The following is a 21749-nucleotide window of genomic DNA, read 5'->3' on the forward strand; positions in this document are numbered from 1 at the left end:
TTCCTTATGGGTTATATTGGAATTGACCCATGACAGGGAAGTGGTCAGATAGATCCCAAGTCATAAATAATGGATCGGCAGCTGAGCGAATAATGCGTACATCGTTACGTGCTTGCATGGACTGACGGTGGTTATTCGATGACACCACATAGTCTAAATATTCAACGGTGGAACCTCCACTGAAACCCGCACCCGCAAGTTTATTTATGCGTGGATCAAAGGTCGATGCTGTATATCCTGTACTCACTGGATCGGTGGCATTAAGGTTACTCAGCATCTGGGTATAATCTTGTGGCCATAGTAGTTTGTTGACGTTAAAGTCACCACCCATCAGTACCGCATCAAATGATAGAATGTTTTGCTTATCGACCAAAGCACGGATTTGTTTAAATTGTTGTTGACGCATATCACGTGCCGCATCTGTATCGAAGGATGCGGTATGGGTTGAGGTCACATGATACGCTTTGCCATTTTTCAGGATTTCGGCGTATATGACACCTTTATCGGCAAAACAGTCCGTCCCTGTACAGCCTGGATAAATCAGGTGATCTGTCTTCACAATCGGGTAGCGACTTGCAACCAATACACCACTATCATAAATGTTATAGCCTGAACCCACTGGAATATAAGTCTGGTAAGGATATTCCTGTGCTAATTTGGCCAACATGGCAGTACGGCCAGAAGCAAACGCTTCTTGGAATAAGATAGCGTCGTAGCCTTTTAGGTTTTGCGGCAGTTGCTCTAAACGCGAATCAATTTTACTTGCCACTAAAGGAAGGGCATAAATATTGTAGGTTAAAACCTTAAATTCATCGGCACTGCTGGCAACAGGTTCTGGCACGGTATTTTGATGGATAGTGTAGTGGAAGTCGTCATAACCACCAGTGTATTCAGCTTTAAAAGCAGTCTGGGCTGCTTTACCTGCATAGTTGGTGTTGAAGCGCTGAATATTACGATTGTTGAACCACGGTGCAGAAAAATCACTGCCAGATGCAGAGTGTTTAATATCACTGCCAGACCAAGTGCCTGTCATCGATTGTTTCAGCGTTACACTTGAGCCACCGCCCGTAATCACGGTATCAAAATTGTAGGTTTGACCTGACTTTACCCCCGTATAACGATTATAACGCAGTACACGTTTGGTCTCGTAAGGGGCAATTTGGGTGGCTTCTTGTGCCCATTCGTTCCCTTGAACTAAGGTGCGTGTACCATGATGATTAATATTGACGGATACCGTTTCAGGGGTGGTATTGGTCACATAAATGTATGTGTCGGCAATCGCTTGCTGACTGCATAGCAACAATGATAGCCATATGATATTTGTCATTAAATTTTTATTAAATTGGGTGCTCATTAGTCCCCTCCATGATGTTTTTATTAAATATTATGTAACAATATGAAGAGATCACTATGGCACGAAATTTTTTCAAGTCAGTGACAATGTGCGACAGCAATATTACATTCCGACGAATGAAGGTCAAAAAACTGATTTAAATTTAGGGGGCTGTTGACATTTCATAATGGCAACTAGATAAAGCGACAAGCTAGATCAATAGAACTTTTATAATGTCACTTTAGTGCTTGAATTTTATTACTTGCTATTTTTTTGCACAAAAAATATCAACAGACTTTAATTTTAGCTCATATCAATAGAAACAGATTACGGTTCTTTATTTTGACGATAAGCACCCGGACTGACCCCCGTCCATTTCTTAAAGGCACGATGGAATGCACTTGGGTCATGAAAGCTTAATTCATCACTAATATCTTGTAGTGTTTTGTTTGTTTTAGTCAAAAACTCAATGGCTGTGTCACGTCGGATATCATTTTTGAGTTGTTGGTAACTGACGCCTTCACTTTTTAAGCGCCGTTGGATGGTTGCATCAGACATATTTAAACGATGTGCAATTTCATTCAGTTCTAACCATTCCGCTGGTGGCATCTGCATTAAATGTTTACGTATTTGCGTGCTAATGGCATGCGGGTTTTTAAAGCGAACCAATAGGTTTTGTGGCGTTTGTTGAATAAATTGATACCACGATTGTTGGTCTTGCTTGATCTGAATATTTAAATAGTTGGCATCAAACTGAATGTAGTTTTCATTGCTATTATATTGAATATTTTCACAAAATCGAACTTTGTAGTCTTGGTCATTTAGAGGTGAATCACATTTAAGTTGAATTTGGTTCAGTAAAACTCTTTGTCCGCTTAACCAACATATCAAACCATGGATAAGCATTAAATAAGTGGCGTAACTGAACATTCTTTTGGTCTGTTTTTGTTCATAAATCACAATATAAGCATAGTTTTCCTGCACAAATAATTGACTGATAAAATCGTCTAAGATCAGATTTAAAAATTGCAAAATATGTTGCAGTGCTTTTTCTAGTGTCTCAGCATACATGACGGATTGTGATAGCAGTTTAAAACTTCCACGACGCATTGGATGGCTATCCATACCAAAAAATTCATCGTTCATGGCATCCGCAAGTTCAATCCAGAGTTGAGCATACTGAGAAACTGAAACACGGGCTTTACTGGACTGCATTAATTCAAGAGGAATGCCGGATTTGAGTAAGATGGCTTGCGTGTTTAAGCCTTGATGCTGCGCAGAAAGTAATGCCTCATGCACAAGATTGATCGAGATTGTACCTTTGCTATAGTTTAAATCTTGTTCATTCATGTGCTGATGTCCATGTTCAGTTCATTTGTCCGATAGGTTGGATTGTCCAAATCCATCATAGATGATGCAATATTTGGAAATTGTACTCAAGCTTGACTGCATTTACTCTGCATCTTAAGTCGAGTGTTCATTCAAAGCATTGATAGGAAAATAAAATGAAAATTCAAGGAAAGGTCTTTGTGGTCACGGGTGGTGCATCGGGTCTAGGTGCTGCAACTGCCACGTATTTGGTTGGTCAGGGAGCTACAGTCATCATGGTAGATATGAATGATGAACTGGGCATGGAAATGCAACAGCGTTTAGGCGAACACGCTGTTTTTGTGAAATTGGATGTTACCGATGAACATGCGGTAAAAGTATTCTTTGAAAATGTTGAGCAGCAATATGGTCAACTCAATGGTTTGGTTAACTGCGCAGGGATTGCTCCATCAGCTAAAGTGTTGGGTCGCGATGGCATGCATGATTTTGCCATGTTCCAAAAAGTACTGAATATTAATGTCAGTGGAACATTCAATATGATTCGTTTTGCTGCAAATTTGATTGCTAAATATGAGTTGAAAGCAGGTGAAGAAGAGCGTGGCGTGATTGTAAATACGGCTTCAGTGGCCGCATTTGATGGGCAAATTGGGCAGTCAGCTTATGCTGCTTCTAAAGGTGCCGTGGTTGCGATGACTTTGCCTTTAGCACGTGAGTTTGCACGTGAGGCTATTCGTGTGATGACGATTGCACCGGGGATTATGGAAACACCGATGCTGAAAGGAATGCCGCAAAATGTGCAGGATGCTTTGGGGCAAATGGTGCCATTTCCACCACGTTTAGCAAAGCCAGAAGAGTTTGCACATTTGGTGGGTCATATTTTTGAAAATAGTTATTTGAATGGTGAAGTGATTCGTTTGGATGGCGCGATTCGTATACAGCCTAAATAATCTATTTTGATTTGTGATCGTGATCTTTGTGGCGGAGTCTTTGCATTATTAAGTAAAGGTTTTGTATAACCTTCGGTTCGACCTACTTTTCTTTCGGGAAAAGTAGGCAAAACCATCTCCATTCGCAAAACCTGTTTAATTGAATTTACAGTCCACTTCTTCGCAGAAACATTATCTTTTTAGAAGTGTTTCAGGTTGCGAATGGGATTGTCGTGTATCAAATATTTCTTAAATTTTAATAAATGTCGAATTTAATAACCTGAACACAAAAGGGACGCTCAATGCTTTTAAATGAAGAACAAAAAATGGTTCAGGACATGATGCGGAATTATTCGCAAGCAAAACTGAAACCAACTGCTGCACAGCGAGATAAAACTGCAAAATTTCCCGCACAAGAACTAAAAGAACTGGGTGAGTTGGGTGCTTTAGGCATGACTGTGTCTGAACAATGGGGCGGTGCGGGACTAGATTATGTCTCCCTTGTGGTGGCACTAGAAGAAATTGCCGCAGGTGATGGTGCTATTTCTACCATAGTCAGTGTTCAAAACTCACTGCCTTGTGGCATTACTCAGCGTTATGGTACAGAAGATCAGAAACAAAAATATTTAACCAAATTAGCCACAGGTGAATGGTTAGGCTGTTTTTGTCTAACTGAACCACAAGCAGGCTCAGATGCAGGTGCACTTGAATGTAAGGCTGAACGTGATGGCGACTTTTGGGTATTAAATGGCACTAAACAATTTATTACCACAGGTAAACATGCTCAAGTTGCAATTGTATTTGCGGTGACAGATAAAGCGGCAGGGAAAAAAGGCATTTCATGTTTCTTGGTGCCCACCGAAACAGAAGGTTATATTGTTTCTCGTCTTGAAGAAAAAATGGGGCAACATTGCTCAGATACGGCAACCATCATTTTTGATCATTGCCGAATTCCTGCCGAAAATTTATTGGGTCAGGAAGGTGAAGGCTACAAAATTGCTTTATCTAACTTGGAATCTGGGCGCATTGGCATTGCAGCTCAATCTGTTGGGATGGCACGTGCGGCATTAGATGCGGCGGTGGAATATGCCAATCAACGTAAAGCTTTTGGGGTAGAAATTGTGCAGCATCAGGCAGTCGCATTTCGTTTAGCCGATATGGCCACCCAAATTGAAGCGGCACGTCAATTGATTTTCCATGCGGCTACTTTAAAAGATGTAGGCTTACCGTGTTTAAAAGAAGCCTCAATGGCGAAATTATTTGCCTCAACCATGGCTGAACGTGTCTGTTCAGATGCGATTCAAATTCATGGTGGTTATGGCTATGTTTCAGATTTTCCAGTGGAGCGAATTTACCGCGATGTACGCGTGAGCCAAATTTATGAAGGTGCATCGGACATTCAACGTTTAGTGATTGCACGTGAAGTGACCAAGCTTTGAATAGACTAAATTTAAGACTTTAGTGGGTGTTCAAATCCTGCATATTTTTTGATGGATTCGGAAATTGTAGGATTTCGCTAATCATGTTTATCTAGGCCATGAGTGAAGTAAAAAATGGTCAAAATGCTGAATTTATTTTGGCATTTGAAAATGAAAACAACAATGAAAATGGACAAAAAGTAATTACATAAAGCAACTGCACAAAGTAATTACATTTTTATAAAAATGGATAAGAGGTTGTCGCGATGAAGACGCTAGAACAAGCATATCAAGAGTTTAATTTTGATCAATTTCTTGCCGAGCAATTGGTAGGTACACCTCAGGCAATCAACGCCTATGTTGAATGTTGTGAGCGTCATCTTGGTTCAAATAAAATAGCCTTAATTTGGGAAGGCAAAAATGGTGAATCGGCAGAATGGACATTTGAGCAACTGGCAGATGCCTCAGGAAAATTAGCCCATTATTTTACTTCACTGGGTTTAAAAGCAGGTGATTGTGTTGCGGGTTTATTACCACGCACACCTGAATTGCTGATCACAATTTTAGCGACTTGGCGAATGGGGGCAATATATCAGCCTTTGTTTACTGCATTTGAATCTAAAGCGATAGAACATCGTATTAATACCGCTAAAACTCGATTGATTGTGACCAATGAAGAGCAACGTCCAAAACTCAATAGTGTTGATGTACCGCATATTTTAACTGTATATCAACAGAATACATTAAGTCAGCAAGACGATGACTTTTGGACAGAACTCATCAAGAAATCTTCAGTATTTGAACCGGTCATGCAAACATTTGCAGATGATTTCTTGATGATGTTTACCTCGGGAACAACGGGTTTAGCCAAATCCGTACCTGTTCCGCTAAAAGCAGTGTTGGCATTTAAAGGTTATATGACATATGCCGTGGATTTACGTGCCGAGGATTCTTTCTGGAATTTAGCCGATCCGGGTTGGGCATATGGACTGTATTACGGTATTACAGGGCCGTTAAGTTTAGGTCATAGCATTATTATGGATGAACGTGCATTTAGTGTGGATCATGCTGTACAGATCATAAAAAAATACAAAGTGAGTAATTTAACAGGTTCACCAACAGCATTCCGTATGTTCTTTGGCTTTAAAGAAAAGTTTGATCCATCTATTAAAGCGCATTTGCGTGTCGTGAGCAGTGCAGGTGAGCCATTAACACCCGAAGTGATTCATTGGTTTAACCATGATTTAAATGTGAATATTTATGATCAATATGGACAGACCGAATTAGGCATGGTAATTGGCAATCATCATGCATTAGCACATGAAATTAAAATTGGCTCAGCAGGATTTGCAAATCCAGGACATCGCTTTTGTGTGTTAAATCAGAACAATGAAGAAGTTGAAAAAGGTGGCGTAGGTACACTCGCAATTGATTTTTCACAATCGCCACTGGTTTGGTTTAAAGGCTATGATGGAAATAATCGTAAATCTTTTGTGGGGCATTATTATTTAACGGGTGATACGGTTAGCTTAAATGAATTAGGTGGTGTCGATTTTATCGGCCGTGCTGACGATGTCATTACAACGTCAGGTTATCGTGTAGGTCCTTTTGATGTAGAAAGTACATTGCTTGAATGTACTGAAGTTCTTGAATCTGCTGTGATTGGTAAGCCTGATCCAGAACGGACTGAGGTTGTAAAAGCATTTGTCGTGTTAAAACCTCAATTTTCTGCCTCGGATGCGTTAAGTCATAAATTACAAGAATATGTACGTTCGCGCTTATCTAAACATGCTTATCCAAAAGAGATTGAATTTGTAGAAGCTTTGCCTAAAACCTCTAGTGGGAAAATTCAGCGCAATTTACTCAAACAACAGGAAATTGCCAAAATGCAAGGGATTCAAAAAGTTGGTTAATTGGATTCTTCTTTTTAAAGAGTATTTTATTATTTTTAAATTAAAAACCGTCCTGTAGGGCTAATGCCAGTCAGTTAAGGATTTTAGAAATAAAGTCCTTAATTTTTAGTTATTCATGACGGAGTCTTGTATTTTTTAAATCAAATACTTGGAGCTCATATATTACTTTGGATAAGCCCAAATGAGAAGCAGAGCTTCGCAAGAAAGGCATCTTGCGGCGCAGTGCGCCTCACCGCAAAACTCGCCAAATCCCTTTTATTGATTAATAAATCGCAGAAACCTTACTTTTCCAATCTTGCGGTGTATACACCTCATGCCTCGAACAGTTGCGGATGACGTTTCCGCGTATCGAATAACATCATGAATTTAAAAAATAAAATGCCAGTCAGTTTCTTAACTGACTGGCATTAGTCCTGTAGGGCGGTTTTTTAGGTTAATCATTTCTAAGCTGCCTATCTGGCAGTGAACACAACTGTTGTGATTGTGGCATCGAAAGCGATTTTCTAAGCTGCCTATCTGGCAGTGAACGAAGATGAATATCTGCCAATGCTTAACATTGATTTCTAAGCTGCCTATCTGGCAGTGAACTACGCATCACAAAGCATTTGATCAATCGCAATTTTCTAAGCTGCCTATCTGGCAGTGAACTATCTTTGTCATATTGGACTAAATCTCTACGTTTTCTAAGCTGCCTATCTGGCAGTGAACCGACCAAAAAACCAACGAGGGTTTTATAAAATTTTCTAAGCTGCCTATCTGGCAGTGAACATTATCTCGCAAGGGGCATGGTAATGACAATTTTTCTAAGCTGCCTATCTGGCAGTGAACATTATCTCGCAAGGGGCATGGTAATGACAATTTTTCTAAGCTGCCTATCTGGCAGTGAACGGCAGATTATGCAAGATGCTAGTTCTGTTTCTTTTCTAAGCTGCCTATCTGGCAGTGAACCTGAATGTGTACCGAAACAACCTGACAGCAATTTTCTAAGCTGCCTATCTGGCAGTGAACTGCGGTTTATTTTCCGCTATCACTTGGGTAATTTTCTAAGCTGCCTATCTGGCAGTGAACTATTGATTAAATCCCTTTATCACTGGGGTAATTTTCTAAGCTGCCTATCTGGCAGTGAACTATTGATTAAAACGATTAAGATGGGTGATAAATTTCTAAGCTGCCTATCTGGCAGTGAACATACAAATTACATTATCGAACTATTTTATGCGTTTCTAAGCTGCCTATCTGGCAGTGAACAGATGGGTAACATTGGGGTATATGTTGATGAATTTCTAAGCTGCCTATCTGGCAGTGAACAGTAAATATAAAGGACAAAGCTTTGAAATAACAAGGGTTTAATGCTAAAAAATGCAAAATACCCAAAATTTTTCTAAAGATCATAACTTCTTGATTTTATAGGGCTGTTAAAGAGTACTTGGAATATTGGGGTAAAAAAGGGGGCTTGTCAAAGACTTCTACAGAATAGAAAGAGGATATCCTTTATAATCTGAACAGGTTTTAAATCAATAAATGCAAGTGGGACAACTTAGTGACTAATCTACTCGACATGGACTTAGAGTTAAATGATGATGAAATGCACCTTTATTCACGCCAAATTCTGCTTGATGGTTGGGATATAGAAGCACAAGAAAAACTTAAACTAGCCAATGTTCTTATTGTTGGTTGTGGTGGTATAGGTTGTACAAGTGCGGAACTATTAGCACGCGCAGGTGTGGGACAAATCACCTTGATTGATGCCGACACCATTGAAATGAGCAATTTACAACGGCAAATAGCCTATGTGGAAGAAAATATTGGTTTCTATAAATCTGAAATACTCGCGAAGCGCTTAAAGCAAATTAACCCACATATTCGCATAGAAAGTTATACTTCTAAACTTGATGAAAGCAATGCAGAACAACTTATTTCTACTCAAGACTTGGTTTTGGATGGTTGTGATAATTTCACCACTCGCTATCTGGTTAATCAAACGTGTGCACAATTAAATATTCCTTTAATTAGTGCATCAGCTATAGGTTTTCAAGGTCAATTGTTTATGGTAGAAGGAGATTCTGCTTGCTATGAGTGTTTATTTCCAAAAGAAGAACATACAAACGAAAGTTTGCGTTGTGCAGATTCAGGCGTACTTGCGACAACGCCAAATGTCATGGCGAGTTTACAAGCCCATCATGCCTTGCTTTATTTAGGATTAGCTAAAACTCCATTGAAGCAAAAATTATTGCTTTGGGATGGTTTAAGCATGAAACAACGCTTACTTAGTTTTGCAAAAGATACAGATTGTTTGGTTTGTCAGGCAAGATAGTCCTGCAAAACCATATTTTTTGCTACACTCACTACAATTTAATTCTACTTAGACATTATGAAAAACAATATCTGGTTAGATGGACTGCGTTCAGTTGCCCGAGTTGGGGAAACAGCTGTCATTGCAGCAAAAGCGGGCATTAAATACGCCACTGAAAAACCAAGTAACGCAAAATTGATGCGCGAAACTTTTGAATCTTTAGGTTCAACCTATATTAAACTTGGGCAGTTTATTGCCAGTACGCCATCCTTATTTCCACGTGAATATGTTGAAGAATTTCAAGGTTGTTTAGATCAAACACCATCATTGCCATTTAGTTATGTACAAGGGGTTTTAGCCTCTGAATTTGCAGGTAGAAATTTAGATGAAATTTTTGCCTCGATTGAAGAAAAACCTTTAGCTTCAGCATCGATTGCACAAGTTCACGCAGCGAAACTGGTAAGCGGTGAAGATGTGGTGATTAAAGTGCAAAAGCCAGGCGTAGAGACTATTCTCTATACTGACTTAAATGTCTTGCATTGGGCAACCAAGGCTTTAGAAAGAGTTGTGCCGAAAGTCAAATTTGCATCACTTGCAGATATTGTCGATGAAATTAAAACTCGTATGGTACGTGAAGTTGATTTTATTGAAGAAGCACAAAATTTAGATGATTTTGTCAATTATTTGAATGTCACTCAAAACAATAAAGCCACTGCACCAAAAGTCTATCATCAATATTCAACACGTCGTGTGCTGACCATGCAGCGTTTGTATGGTGTGCCTTTGACTGATTTTGATGTGGTCAAAAAGGTCTCTAAAGATCCATCTCAGGTTTTAATTACAGCCATGAATACATGGTTTGGTAGCCTGATGATGTGTAACAGTTTCCATGCTGACTTACACGCAGGCAATCTGATGTTGCTTGAAGATGGTCGTGTCGGTTTTATCGATTTTGGTATCGTTGGGCAATTAAATCCAACTGTATGGACTGCATCGATTGCATTTATGGATGCACTGCAAAGAACGAATTACAACCTGATGGCAGAAAACATGCTGAAAATGGGTATGACGGATAAGAAAATTGATACTCAGGTTTTAGCAGCGGATTTAGAGCGGTTATTTGGTGGTGTATTAATGGCAGATCCTCAGCAAATTTTAAGTTCAAATCCTGCCGATTTAAACGATATTATGATGGATATGGTGGGTGTCGGTGAGCGTCATGGTATTCGCTTCCCACGTGATTTCGCATTGCTATTTAAGCAAATGCTGTATTTCGATCGCTTTATGCGCATTCTTGCACCGTATACCGATATTTATGCAGACCAGCGTTTGCAAATGGTGCAAACACTTGACCCGAATGTGTTGTTAAAAAACTAAGTTGTTTTAAGAAAATCCCCCTAAATCCCCCTTTTTCAAAGAGGGACTTAAAAGCTCCTCCCTTTTTTAAAGGGAGGTTGGGAGGGATTAAAAAAGTCAAAATCTGTTAAGGGTAAAAATGTGGACGCAATTATCATTGAAGGTTTGAAAGTTGAAACAGTGGTTGGCTGTTTTAATTGGGAACGTCAAATTATTCAGCCTTTAATGCTTGATATGACGATTCAGACCAATTTAGAGCAAGCATCGAATTCGGATGAATTGAAAGATACGTTGAATTATGCGGAAATTTGCGAAATTTCAGCTACTGTGATTCAAAAAGCACAGCCAGAATTGATCGAACATGCAGCAAAACTTGTTCTAAATGCACTTTTTACTACCTTTCCCGCAGTCGAATCTATTATGATTACGATCAGGAAGCCTGCCATTATCGCGCAAGCAAATTCTGTAGGAATTCGTCTTGAACGCCACCGAAACGATATTCGCCTTAGCTCTGGCGAGTAATTGCCATCCTGAACAACATTTTAAGCAGGCATTTTCCCAGATTGCTGAAATGGGGCAGGTTCAATTCTCTGAAATTTATTTAATGCCATGTCGAGATGCGATTGGGGCAGACTATTGGAATGCTGCCTGTTTGCTTAAGTCTCATTTACATGTTGACGAAATCATGCACTTGTTGAAGAAAATGGAAACAGATTCAGGTCGTGTACGTCCATCCCATTTTATTTCCTTAGATGTCGATTTGATTGCTTGGGGGATAGATTTAGAACACATGCAATTTAATCCGAAAAAATTACCCTTAGCTTTAGACGTAAAAATTCCAATGCAAGATGTTTGGAAGCATGTAATTTTTGTATACGATGCTGCTATTGATTATCCCATTGTGCATTTAACTAAATCTAATCTCAGTTCATAGTGAACATCAATTCCTTTGCTTGACTATAGTCTTTGGTATTCAGTCTTCTCAATCAATCATATAGTATTTATATAGATTGATTTCATTGAAACAAATCTATGAACGGCTAGACTTGTTTGATGTTTCAAGCTATTTAAAAAAGTGTTTCTATGAATATAAAGAACAGCAAGATGACAAAGATAAAACTTTTAGGCATCACCATGGTCATGTTTTTGACAGGCTGTAGCAGTATGAGCGTAGAACAATGTCATACTGCACAATGGTTTTCTGTTGGTGAATCTGATGGCAGTTCAGGTCACGTGAGTCGCATTGATCGATATTTTAAGGCCTGTCAAAAAGCGGGGATTCAGCCTAATCAACAGCTTTATCAGCAAGGCTATCAACGCGGTTTAAGTTATTATTGTACGGCTGAAAATATATTTAATCAGGCATTAAAAGGCTCAGGCTCTTACAGTGTGTGTCCTTTAGAAAAACGCAGCCAATTAAAGCCCTATTATGATGTGGCATCTGAATATTATCATGCTAAAAAACAACAAGATGATTTGTTAGATAATTTAGAGCGTTATCGTACAGCGCTCCTTGATGATAAAATAAGCCCCGAAAATCGGGACAAATATCGTAAATTAATTCAAGAATTAAGAATTAAACAAGACAGAGTTGAATTTAATTATTATGAAGCTGATCGTAAATTAGAACGTTTTAAACGCCAAAATAGATTGTAAATTTTACTTTTATGATTCATTAAAAAGCCCACAATAATGTGGGCTTTTATTATGCGCAAAACACTTAAATATAATAACTGGTCTTGGTCATGAGCTTAGAAATTGCAGTCATGGTAATACGTACAGGCGCGGGTAAATCCACACCGCCAGCATTCAGCGCGGTATCTCTATGCTGTAATTCATCTTCATTCATTTGCACTAAAATTTTACGTGAACGATCATCTTGTGCAGGTAGCTGTTTAATATGGTCTTCTAAATGCAAACTCACTTGACGTTCAGTTTCAGCCACAAAACCTAAGCTGTATTTATCACCGGCAATGCCTGCAAGTGCGCCCATACCAAATGAAAGTCCGTACCATACAGGATTGAGTAAACTGGTATGGCTGTCGAGCTCTTTTAAACGGTCTTCACACCAAGCCAAATGATCTTGTTCTTCAACGGCCGCTTGTTCCATTTCGTGGCGTACATTCGGCAATTTCGCAGTCAGTGCCTGACCATGATAAAGCGCTTGCGCACACACTTCACCGCTATGATTGACGCGCATTAAGCCCGCAACATGACGTGCTTCACTCACGGCTAGTTTTGTTTCAACATCACTGCTTGGATTTTCACGATGTGCAGTGGTTGTTCCTGGAACGAGGCTGCGTAGCGCTTGGTCAAATGAATGAATAAATTTGTCGATACCGGTATATTGACGCATAAAATTAATCCTCTAAAGCAGCTTGTTGATGTGCAGCAAGCATAGGCTTGAGTTTAAACAAAAGCCATGTCGTGAAAATGGCACTTAAAATAGCAGTAATACTAAAAAGTATTTTAATATCAATCTTGAATATACTTAAGATGATAATGGAAAATACAGCAGAGGATACCATGAATACCGCATTTAAAATGTTATTTGCTGCCACCACACGTGCACGATGTGAGCGTGGAGAAAAGGCTTGCATCATGGCGTATAGCGGTACGATATAAAAACCACCACTAATGCCCAGTAATGTCACAGCAAGCATGACATGGTAATAACTTAAGCCTTGGGTAAAGATATCTTTTAAACCCAGCATTTCACCTGTACGTTCGGGAACAAAAGCTAAACTTGCAGCCAAATAAAAAGCAAAAACAGTTAGACCCGTTGCACCAAGAGGCACCATCTTTAAATTCACTTCTGAACCGCCAATTCTGCGACACAATAATGAACCCACACCAATGCCGACAGAGAAAAAGGTTAAAAGTAGACTGACCACATTTTCAGAGGCATGTAAATTTTGTTGTGTTAGTTGTGGAATTTGGGTGAGATACGTTGCGCCATAAAACCAATACCAAGAATTGCCCAGTAAAATGAGAAAGATAATCGGTAAGCTTTTGGCATATTTTAAGGTTTGAAAACTGGTTCTAAAAAAATTCCAGTCAATTTGGAGATCAGGCGACGTGACATTTTGCTTTAATACAAAGCGACTTGAGAAATAACCGAAAACGGCAATGATCACCACAGTCAAGCTAATCCAAATGAGATTGCCTTGTGATGTGGAAATAACTGCACCCCCTAAAATCATTCCCAGTAAAATTGCGATAGATGTCCCTGATTGAAATAATGCGTTTCCAGACATCAATTCATTCGGTTTTAAAATTTCAGGCAAAATGGCATATTTAATTGGCCCAAAGAAGGTGGAGTGTGTCCCCATTAAAAATAAAGCCAATAATAACAGCCATAAATGACCGAGGATAAAGCCAGCCGAACCAATCAACATGATCCCAATTTCAAGGATTTTAATGCCACGTACAAGTTGTGAGCGTTCGTACTTGTCGGCAATTTGTCCAGCTGTCGCAGAGAAAATAAAATAGGGTAAAATAAACAATAAGGCTGCGAGATTATTCAGCGTACTTACATCTGCGCTTTGTTGATTAATCCAACCATAGGTAATGACCAATAACAGCGCTTGTTTATAGACATTGTCATTGAGTGCACCAAAAAATTGAGTAACAAACATCGGTAAAAATCGACGCGTGCCTAAAAGATGTTCATTTTTTTCCATGGTTTCTGGACTTCATTAAGTTTTATTAAGAAATGTGAGCATTTGGTAAAACGCGATAAAAATCATGTATGATGTTTTTAACCTATACTTTAGTGAAAATTCCAATAGATTTGAGCTTGTTAGCAAGCTTTCATTGGGCATTTTCATTATAAATATTATACGAGTTTAGAGTTTTTTATGCTTTCAAAACTGGATTTTAAACAGTCGACTCTTACACTAAGTGTCCATTCCATCATACAGTGGAATGATCAACATACACGATTCTGTTTAAGTCTCTTTTTAAGCTTGCTTGCGCAACAAAGTTTTGCACAAGTGACACAGCCAAATGCAATCACCACTCAAGCAGAATTTCAACAACAACTCAAGAGTGAAGCTGTTAAACAAGGTTTGAATAGTACTGAAGAAATAGAAAAAATTGAAAATTTGCCAGAAAAAAAGTCCGAGCCTGATAGTTTGCAAATGCTGCAACAACAAGAGCAAGCCATACAGCCTTTGGCTGAATTTAAACCGATTGAATTTGAAGCGCTAGAAGAACTACCGATAGAACCTGTCAATCAAGCGATGGCAGATGAAATTTTTCGTGTGGCAGAAGGTGCGAAAAATGAAGCACAACAGTATCGCGCAGGGCAAATTTCTGAGGTCATGGTTTCTGATGCAACTCAGCAAGAGTTAGTTGAAATTAATCAAGCTCCTGTGAATGTTGATCGGTTAATCACAAGTATTCAAGCAGACAGTCAAATTGTTGTTGAAGCCAATGAGTCTGGAACAACATTACCTGAATTAGGCCCAACTGATGGTGATGAAATAGAAGAGCCGAATTTTTTCAAGCGCTGGTTCTATAGAATACGTCCATCACGTCAATTAAGTGCGACAAAAGTGCAGCGTATCAGCGCGGATATTGTGATTAATGCGACAGAAAATAATAGTGATATTTCAAATAAAGCCTATACTCAAGCTGTAGAGAATTTAAAAGCCAATATGAAGGGCAAGCTGTCCAGTTTTACCCAAGAATCATTTAGTGATTTTCCTTCAGCATTGCCACAGCTTCGAACATTGTCTAATCAAGCAGCGCAGGCTGTTGGCTTTTATAATGCGACGTTTAAATTTGAAAAACTCAGTGAAAATCGTGTTCGGGTTCGAGTAACGCCGAATGCACCCGTGCAAATTAAACAACAGAATGTTGAATTTAGTGGCGCGGGTCAGAATGAATCACAATTCCAAGTTATTCGTGTTTTGCCCGATCAAGAAGTCGGTGATGTTTTTAATCATGGTTTATATGAACAGACCAAAGCACGTATTACAGAAGCAGCAAGCAATAATGGTTTCTTTGATAGCTATTGGCGATTACACGATGTAAAAATTGCTCAACCGCAAGATACAGCAGATATCAATTTACGCTATGAAACAGGTGAGCGCTATAAACTAGGCGCTGTTGAATTTCGGATGAGTGATCCATCGAAACCCTTTCCAATTGATTTAGATGTCTTGCAAAGTATGGTGTCTTGGCAAGATGGTGCAGATTATGCTTTTTGGCGTGTTAATGGTTTGGCAAATAACTTAACCAACTCCCGTTATTTTAATTACACCTTGGTTGATGCAGTACGACCAGATCCAATCGAAAAACCGTTAGAATTAGCACCCGATATTCAAGCTTTGGTTGATCAGCAAAAAATATCAGAAAGTGATGCCAGTATTCAGGATAAAAAGAAAGTTGCTTCGTCCCAAGAAGTCACTCAGTCTGTGGTAAATGAACGTGAGTTTGCAGGCACGACCGATGCTCAAAGCGAACAGAATTTACGTCAATTACGGGTAGAGCAAGAAAACAAAGAAACTGAAGAAGATCGCTTAAAAGCCCAAGCACGTGCAGAAAAGAAAGTTCCTGTCATTGTGACATTGAATGCTGACCGTCTAAATAGTGCTGAAATGGGTGCGGGTTTTGGTTCAGACACTGGGGTGCGTTTACGTGGTCAGTATCGCCGCGCTATTGTGAATCGCCGTGGTCATTCCTTTGATGCCAACTTAGAATTATCGCAAATTCGTCAGTCTATTGATGGTCATTATAATATTCCATATAACCATCCACTAAATGACTATATTAGTTTGGTTGGTGGTTATGAGCGTGAAGAACGTGAAGGGGTAGCTCAAGGCATGGGCTTGATGATTGAGTCTGCCGTTGCGGGTGTGGATCGGGTGATTAAAAATCCTCGTGGAAGTTGGCAACACGCCTTTGGTCTACGCTTCCGTTCCGACCGTATTACTCAAGATGGTTTGGTTGATTTTTCTCAAATTCCAGAAGCATTCTTGGTAAATAAGAATGAACAACAACAATCATTATTGTTTGGTTATGAAGTGTCACGTACCACCAGCGATAAACGGGTTAATCCAAGTAAAGGCTTTAAGCAAACCTATAAAGCAGAATTTGGTAGTGAAACCTTATTGTCCGATGCTGATATGGCCATTGTAAATGCAGGTTGGCGTTTTATCTATTCATTGGGTGAAAATGATAACCATCAGTTTGTCGGGCGTGGTGATTTAGGTTATATCTTTGCACAAGACTTTAGTAAAGTTCCTTATAATTTGCGTTATTTTGCGGGTGGTGATCAAAGTATTCGTGGTTTTGATTATAAGAGTTTAGCTGCTGAGCAAGATGGATTTAGAATTGGTGGGCAAGCTTTAGCTGTCGGGTCTTTGGAATATAACTATCAATTCAAAGAAGGTTGGCGTGCAGCTATATTTAGTGATGTGGGGAATGCCTATGATCAAGATTTTAGTACGCCAACAGCATATAGTGTCGGTTTAGGGGTTCGTTGGGCATCGTCAATTGGCCCAATTCGTATCGATGTGGCTTCAGGTATTTCCGATGATAGTCATCCAATACGGATCCATTTCTTTATTGGTCCACAATTATAGATTTTAGGTTTTAGAGAGCATTATGGCTGAAGTAGAACAGCAACCAGAAACAGAATTACCTCGACCTAAAAAACGTCGTATTATGAGAAGTGTGTTATTCACATTGCTTATAGTGTTGGTTTTGCTTGTTGCTTCCTTCGCTGTCATGTTCACGACTGATAAAGGCAGTAAATTTTTACTGGATCGTGTTTTACAAAGCCAAAAAATTATTCATTATGAATATGAAGGCGGTAATCTTTTACACGGCATTATTTTAAAAAATATCTTAGTCACGTTAAAACCTGTTGACGTTAAAATTGATCGCGCCGATGTAAGCTTGGGTTGGCGCGCGATCCTTAAAAAAGAAATTCATCTGAATCGTGCTGACGTGCGTAATCTACAAATTATCACCAAGCATCCACCGAGTGATGAACCCTTTAAATTTAGTGAAATCCGTTTACCTTTTGTTTTACGTTTAGATACGGCGGATCTAGACCATCTGGTGATCAAGACCTCATCTGCCAGTGTAAAATTTAATGATATTCATTTAAATAATGCACTCTGGTCAGGCACAGAACTTAAGTTTGAAGATTCCCGTATGAATATGGGATATTTAGCAGTTAAAAATGCAACGGGAGAGATGAAGTTTGAAGGAAAATACCCTTTAAATGCTGTTGCTGATTTGAATATTCCATCATTGAATAAAACGCTTAATATTCATGATATCAAAGTTGTAGCGAAAGGTACTTTAGATACCATACAAGCGGGTGTTGCGACAAATACGCCTGATTTATTAACAGGTTGGGCGGTGATACATCCTGTACGCAAACATGTTCCGATGTTTGGTGAGTTGCAGTTTAAAAAATATCATTGGCCGTTAATCACTGAGCAAGAGCTATTTAGTAAAGATGGCGTAGCTAAATTTAATGGTGATATTGAGCGTTTAAATTTAGATGTGACAACAGACTTAAGTGGTAAAAATATTCCACAAGGTCAATACAATGCATCTATGCATACCGATTTAGTGCATCAATTGGATATTACGCATTTAAACGGTCAACTGATGAAAGGCGCCGTAAATGTTGCTGGTGTTGTCAGTTGGAAAGACCATGTGACTTGGGATGTAAATGGGCGCGTAGATAAAATAAATCCAAAAGATAAATTGATTCCATTGGTCATTCAGGATTTTTTACCGCCAAGTCTTGATGCAAAAATCGCGTCCAAAGGCCGTTTAGAAAAAGGCATGCATTTAACCGCATTGGTGGATTTTGACCGTTATGAAACATGGAATTTAAAACTGGATCAAGCCGAGCAAAAAGGTAAAAAGCCGAATCCAATGCTCTTGGATGTAGCTTGGAAAAATATTGATCGCGCCGTACCTTATGTGGGATGGCTCAGCAGTAAATCAGGCGATGTTAAATTGGCTTTGGTTGAAGGTAAGCAAGATATTCAAGTAACAACGTCGATTACTAAACACGATAAAGCTGTCTTGCCGGAAGGTTTATATAAAGCACAGTTAAACCTTAAAAATAATAATTTAAATGTCCCAAGTTTTAGTTATGTCGCAGGTAAAGGCAGTTTAAATGGAAGTGCAAAAGTCGAGTTACCTTCAGACAAGCATCAATTGAAGTGGAATGCTGTTTTAAATGCAAAAGATTTTAATCCGCAAATCGTGCTGGATGCTGCACCTGTAAACTTAATCAATGGACAGGTCAAAGCCAATGGTTTTGCCAAGCCAAATCAACAGATTATTCAGTTAGATGCAATTAATTTAACGGGTCGTTTGGCACAGCAAAATAAGAGTGAAACGGTTCGTTTAACTGGACGTAGTACCGCAGCGATTTTATTTCATGATCAAAAATCAGGTGGTGCTTTTAAAAGTTTTGCAGTGAATTATGATGGTGCACTCAATGCTAGTCAGATTCCAGTCAGTCAGGGGTTGCTGAAACTCAAAGTTTCTGGCACGCCAGAGTTAATTAAAATTGCTGAATTACAGCATTCAGGTGTTGCAGGGAAAATCTTTGCCAGTGGTTTGGTTGATCTTAAAAATGGCATTGGTTGGAATGTAAATGCATCCTTGGTGCGTTTTAAACCCCATTATTTTGTTTCAAGTGTGCGCGGTGAATTGTCTGGTAATGTTAAAACACAAGGTGTTTGGTCAGACACATTAAAGCGGATTAATATCGAAAAATTAAATTTAGCAGGTGTGATTAATAATAAACCTGTTCGCGGCACAGGAAATTTGGCGGTTGTGTTAAATGCCAATCAAAAGGGTTTCTTGCCGCAACAATTTGAAGCGAATAATTTGTATTTGGCTTATGCAAAAAATCAAATTCAAGCGACCGGTAATGCGCAAAATTTAAGATTAAAAGTAAATGCACCAGCATTATATGAACTTTATGGTGGACTTCGTGGTCGTGCATATGGGTATTTAAATGTGCAATCGCAACCCAAATTACAAGCAAGTGCAAATTTTGCTGTAGATGATTTTGGTTTTAGTAATTTAGTCAGTATTAAAAAATTACGTATACAAGGTCAATTACCGACTTCAGAACTTACTCCTACGTTACTGACTGCAAAAATGGAAAGTTTACGAAGTGGTTCGCGTGAAATTAGGCAAGGTGAAATTTCACTGGCGGGTACACGCAAAGCGCATATATTAAAAGTTCAAGCAGAAAACAGAATTTCTAAATTCTATGTGCAATTGGCTGGTGGTTTTAATGCACAAAATGATTGGTTGGGCCAAATTCAAAAAGGTGATTTTGACTCATTACGTGCGCGTTTAGTACAGCGTCAAAATGCATCTGTGATTTACAGTTCAGCCAAAACAGAACTATTGGTCGGTGCACATTGTTGGTCAAGTCAGCAAAGTCAATTGTGTTTTGATCAACCTATTCGTGTCAGTAAAACCAAAGGTAATGTGTCTTTTATTACCCAAAATGTCGATTTAAATGATTTTGCTGCATTTATGCCAGAAGGTTTGGCCATTACAGGCAAAGTGAATGGTTATGCAAAAGCGGCATGGGTTCAAGGTGCGAAACCCAAAATTGATGCCAGATTAGTGACACGCAATGGTGTGATTGGCTTGGCCGCAGAAGATCCGCAAGATATGGGTTCTACACTAAGTTATAACGAAATTGCTTTAATTGCGAAAAGTGTATCGGAAGGTTTGCAGGTTCGTTTAGATGTTAAAACACCTGAAATTGGTACAGGTTATGCCAATGTCATTATTGACCCTTATAAAGACAGCAAACCCATGCGTGGTGAAGTTGCCTTTGATCAAGTGCAACTTAAAGTCTTTAAACCCTTTATTCAAGATATCCGGTCACTTGCTGGAGTTTTATCCTTTGCAGGAAAAATCTCTGGTACCTTAACTCAGCCTTTATTCAATGGTGAAATGCGCCTTAAAGATGGTGCAATCAGCATGATTTCATTGCCCGTGAATCTCAATAATATTCAGGTGTACTCTTCGATTCGAGAAGATCATGCCAGTATTAACGGAGCATTTAATAGCGGTCGAGGTGTCGGTTTGTTAACTGGGAATGTGGATTGGAAAAATGATCCGCGTATTCAATTGCACTTAAAAGGTCAGAATTTACTTCTTCGTCAAGCACCATTGATCACGGCAGTCGTTACACCTGATTTAACTTTAGATGTCTTGCCATTGAGTAAAAAATTAACCTTAAATGGTAAGGTTGAGGTTCCGCGTGCCTTAATTTCAATGCCTGAAGCTTCAGCGCCTGTAGTCAATGTCTCATCAGATGTACGTATTGTTCATGAAGGGCAAGACCAGCTCGCAATATTAAAGTCTGCTCGACCATGGGATATTCGTGCAGATCTTATGGTTAATTTGGGGAATCAAGTTATTTTCCAAGGTTTTGATAGCCGTATTCCATTAATTGGACGTTTGTATTTATCACAACGTGGGCTTGAAACTGCAATGCGTGCCAATGGTGCCATTGGTGTAAGCCAAAGGGTGAAAATTGAGGCGTATGGACAAAGCTTAGATTTGAACCGAGCGATTGCACGTTTCAATGGGCCTTTGTACAACCCAACTTTAGATATTGATGCCAATAAGAGTGTACAAGGCAGCACAGTTGGCGTTCGCGTTACAGGAACTGCGACAAGCCCGAATATTCAGGTCTATAACGACGCAGGCTTATCTGAGCAAGAAGCTTTAAATGCTTTAATTACGGGTCGTATTAATGAAGGCACCAGTGGTATTAGCCAAACAGAGGGCTTTAAATCCGATGTCAATAATACGATTGCTGCTGCTGGAATTAGTATGGGATTGGGGGGGACACGTGCCTTAACCAATCAAATTGGTCGTACTTTTGGCCTGAGTGGCTTGGCACTTGATGCTCAGGGAACAGGCAGTGATACACAGGTCAGTGTGACTGGCTATCTCACGCCAGATCTCTTTATCCGTTATGGTGTAGGTGTCTTTACTCCGGTCAATAAATTGACCTTGCGTTATCAAATGAATAAACGTTTATATTTAGAGGCGAGTCAATCTTTGGAACGAGCGATTGACGTTTTCTATAATTGGCGCTTCTAGGATTGTAAGAAGTACACTCATTTAAAGTGATTGTCATTCACTTGGTATTAA

Annotated in this window: 14 protein-coding genes and 1 CRISPR repeat array; of the genes, 10 read left to right on the top strand and 4 right to left on the bottom strand. The window is 39.2% G+C overall.

What is annotated here, in order from left to right:
• Positions 1-4: 4 nt before the first annotated feature.
• The gene (locus tag F994_RS04140) at positions 5-1327 is read right to left on the bottom strand and encodes a sphingomyelin phosphodiesterase (RefSeq protein WP_228128033.1); all 1323 of its coding nucleotides are present in this window, start codon (positions 1325-1327) and stop codon (positions 5-7) included.
• Positions 1328-1660: 333 nt separating this feature from the next.
• A complete protein-coding gene (locus F994_RS04145) occupies positions 1661-2683 on the bottom strand; it encodes an AraC family transcriptional regulator (RefSeq protein WP_004648853.1) in 1023 nt (340 codons plus the stop codon).
• Positions 2684-2838: 155 nt separating this feature from the next.
• Between F994_RS04145 and F994_RS04150 the strand changes: the two genes are divergently transcribed.
• The 8 genes from F994_RS04150 (at position 2839) to F994_RS04185 (ending at position 12224) form a co-directional block, all read left to right on the top strand.
• Entirely contained in the window at positions 2839-3609 is a 771-nt protein-coding gene (locus F994_RS04150) for a 3-hydroxyacyl-CoA dehydrogenase (protein ID WP_004648854.1), read from the top strand.
• Between the two features lie 281 nt (positions 3610-3890).
• Positions 3891-5027 (top strand): acyl-CoA dehydrogenase family protein, encoded by a 1137-nt coding sequence (locus F994_RS04155; protein WP_004648856.1) that lies wholly within the window; start codon positions 3891-3893, stop codon positions 5025-5027.
• A 245-nt stretch (positions 5028-5272) separates the two neighbouring features.
• Complete coding sequence (locus tag F994_RS04160; RefSeq protein WP_004648857.1) at positions 5273-6919, top strand: AMP-binding protein; 1647 nt, start codon at positions 5273-5275, stop codon at positions 6917-6919.
• Between the two features lie 439 nt (positions 6920-7358).
• A CRISPR array of direct repeats spans positions 7359-8227; the repeat unit is 29 nt; unit sequence TTTTCTAAGCTGCCTATCTGGCAGTGAAC.
• 232 nt (positions 8228-8459) lie between these two features.
• Complete coding sequence (locus F994_RS04165) at positions 8460-9233, top strand: HesA/MoeB/ThiF family protein (protein ID WP_004648859.1); 774 nt, start codon at positions 8460-8462, stop codon at positions 9231-9233.
• Positions 9234-9290: 57 nt separating this feature from the next.
• A complete protein-coding gene (locus tag F994_RS04170; RefSeq protein WP_004648860.1) occupies positions 9291-10589 on the top strand; it encodes an ABC1 kinase family protein in 1299 nt (432 codons plus the stop codon).
• Between the two features lie 120 nt (positions 10590-10709).
• Positions 10710-11090: a dihydroneopterin aldolase gene (folB, locus tag F994_RS04175; RefSeq protein WP_004648861.1), complete on the top strand. Its 381-nt coding sequence runs from the start codon at positions 10710-10712 to the stop codon at positions 11088-11090.
• Complete coding sequence (locus F994_RS04180; protein WP_004648862.1) at positions 11047-11502, top strand: 2-amino-4-hydroxy-6-hydroxymethyldihydropteridine diphosphokinase; 456 nt, start codon at positions 11047-11049, stop codon at positions 11500-11502. Before folB ends, F994_RS04180 begins: the two co-directional genes overlap by 44 nt.
• A gap of 170 nt (positions 11503-11672) precedes the next feature.
• Positions 11673-12224 carry a DUF2799 domain-containing protein gene (locus F994_RS04185; RefSeq protein ID WP_034696526.1) on the top strand — a complete coding sequence of 184 codons (552 nt, stop codon included), beginning with the start codon at positions 11673-11675 and terminating at the stop codon, positions 12222-12224.
• A 64-nt stretch (positions 12225-12288) separates the two neighbouring features.
• Here the strand turns inward: F994_RS04185 and coq7 are convergent, their stop codons facing one another.
• A complete protein-coding gene (coq7, locus tag F994_RS04190; RefSeq protein WP_004648864.1) occupies positions 12289-12924 on the bottom strand; it encodes a 2-polyprenyl-3-methyl-6-methoxy-1,4-benzoquinone monooxygenase in 636 nt (211 codons plus the stop codon).
• A 4-nt stretch (positions 12925-12928) separates the two neighbouring features.
• The gene (locus F994_RS04195) at positions 12929-14251 is read right to left on the bottom strand and encodes an MFS transporter (RefSeq protein WP_004648866.1); all 1323 of its coding nucleotides are present in this window, start codon (positions 14249-14251) and stop codon (positions 12929-12931) included.
• Between the two features lie 177 nt (positions 14252-14428).
• On the opposite strand from F994_RS04195, the gene F994_RS04200 reads away from it, so the two are divergent.
• Both F994_RS04200 and F994_RS04205 read left to right on the top strand, forming a co-directional pair.
• A complete protein-coding gene (locus tag F994_RS04200; RefSeq protein ID WP_004648867.1) occupies positions 14429-17161 on the top strand; it encodes an autotransporter assembly complex protein TamA in 2733 nt (910 codons plus the stop codon).
• A gap of 22 nt (positions 17162-17183) precedes the next feature.
• Positions 17184-21698, top strand: a complete 4515-nt coding sequence (locus F994_RS04205; RefSeq protein WP_004648868.1) for a translocation/assembly module TamB domain-containing protein — start codon at positions 17184-17186, stop codon at positions 21696-21698.
• Positions 21699-21749: the final 51 nt, after the last annotated feature.

Origin of the sequence: Acinetobacter bohemicus ANC 3994, from assembly GCF_000367925.1 — a bacterium.
In the GTDB taxonomy this organism is placed as follows: domain Bacteria; phylum Pseudomonadota; class Gammaproteobacteria; order Pseudomonadales; family Moraxellaceae; genus Acinetobacter; species Acinetobacter bohemicus.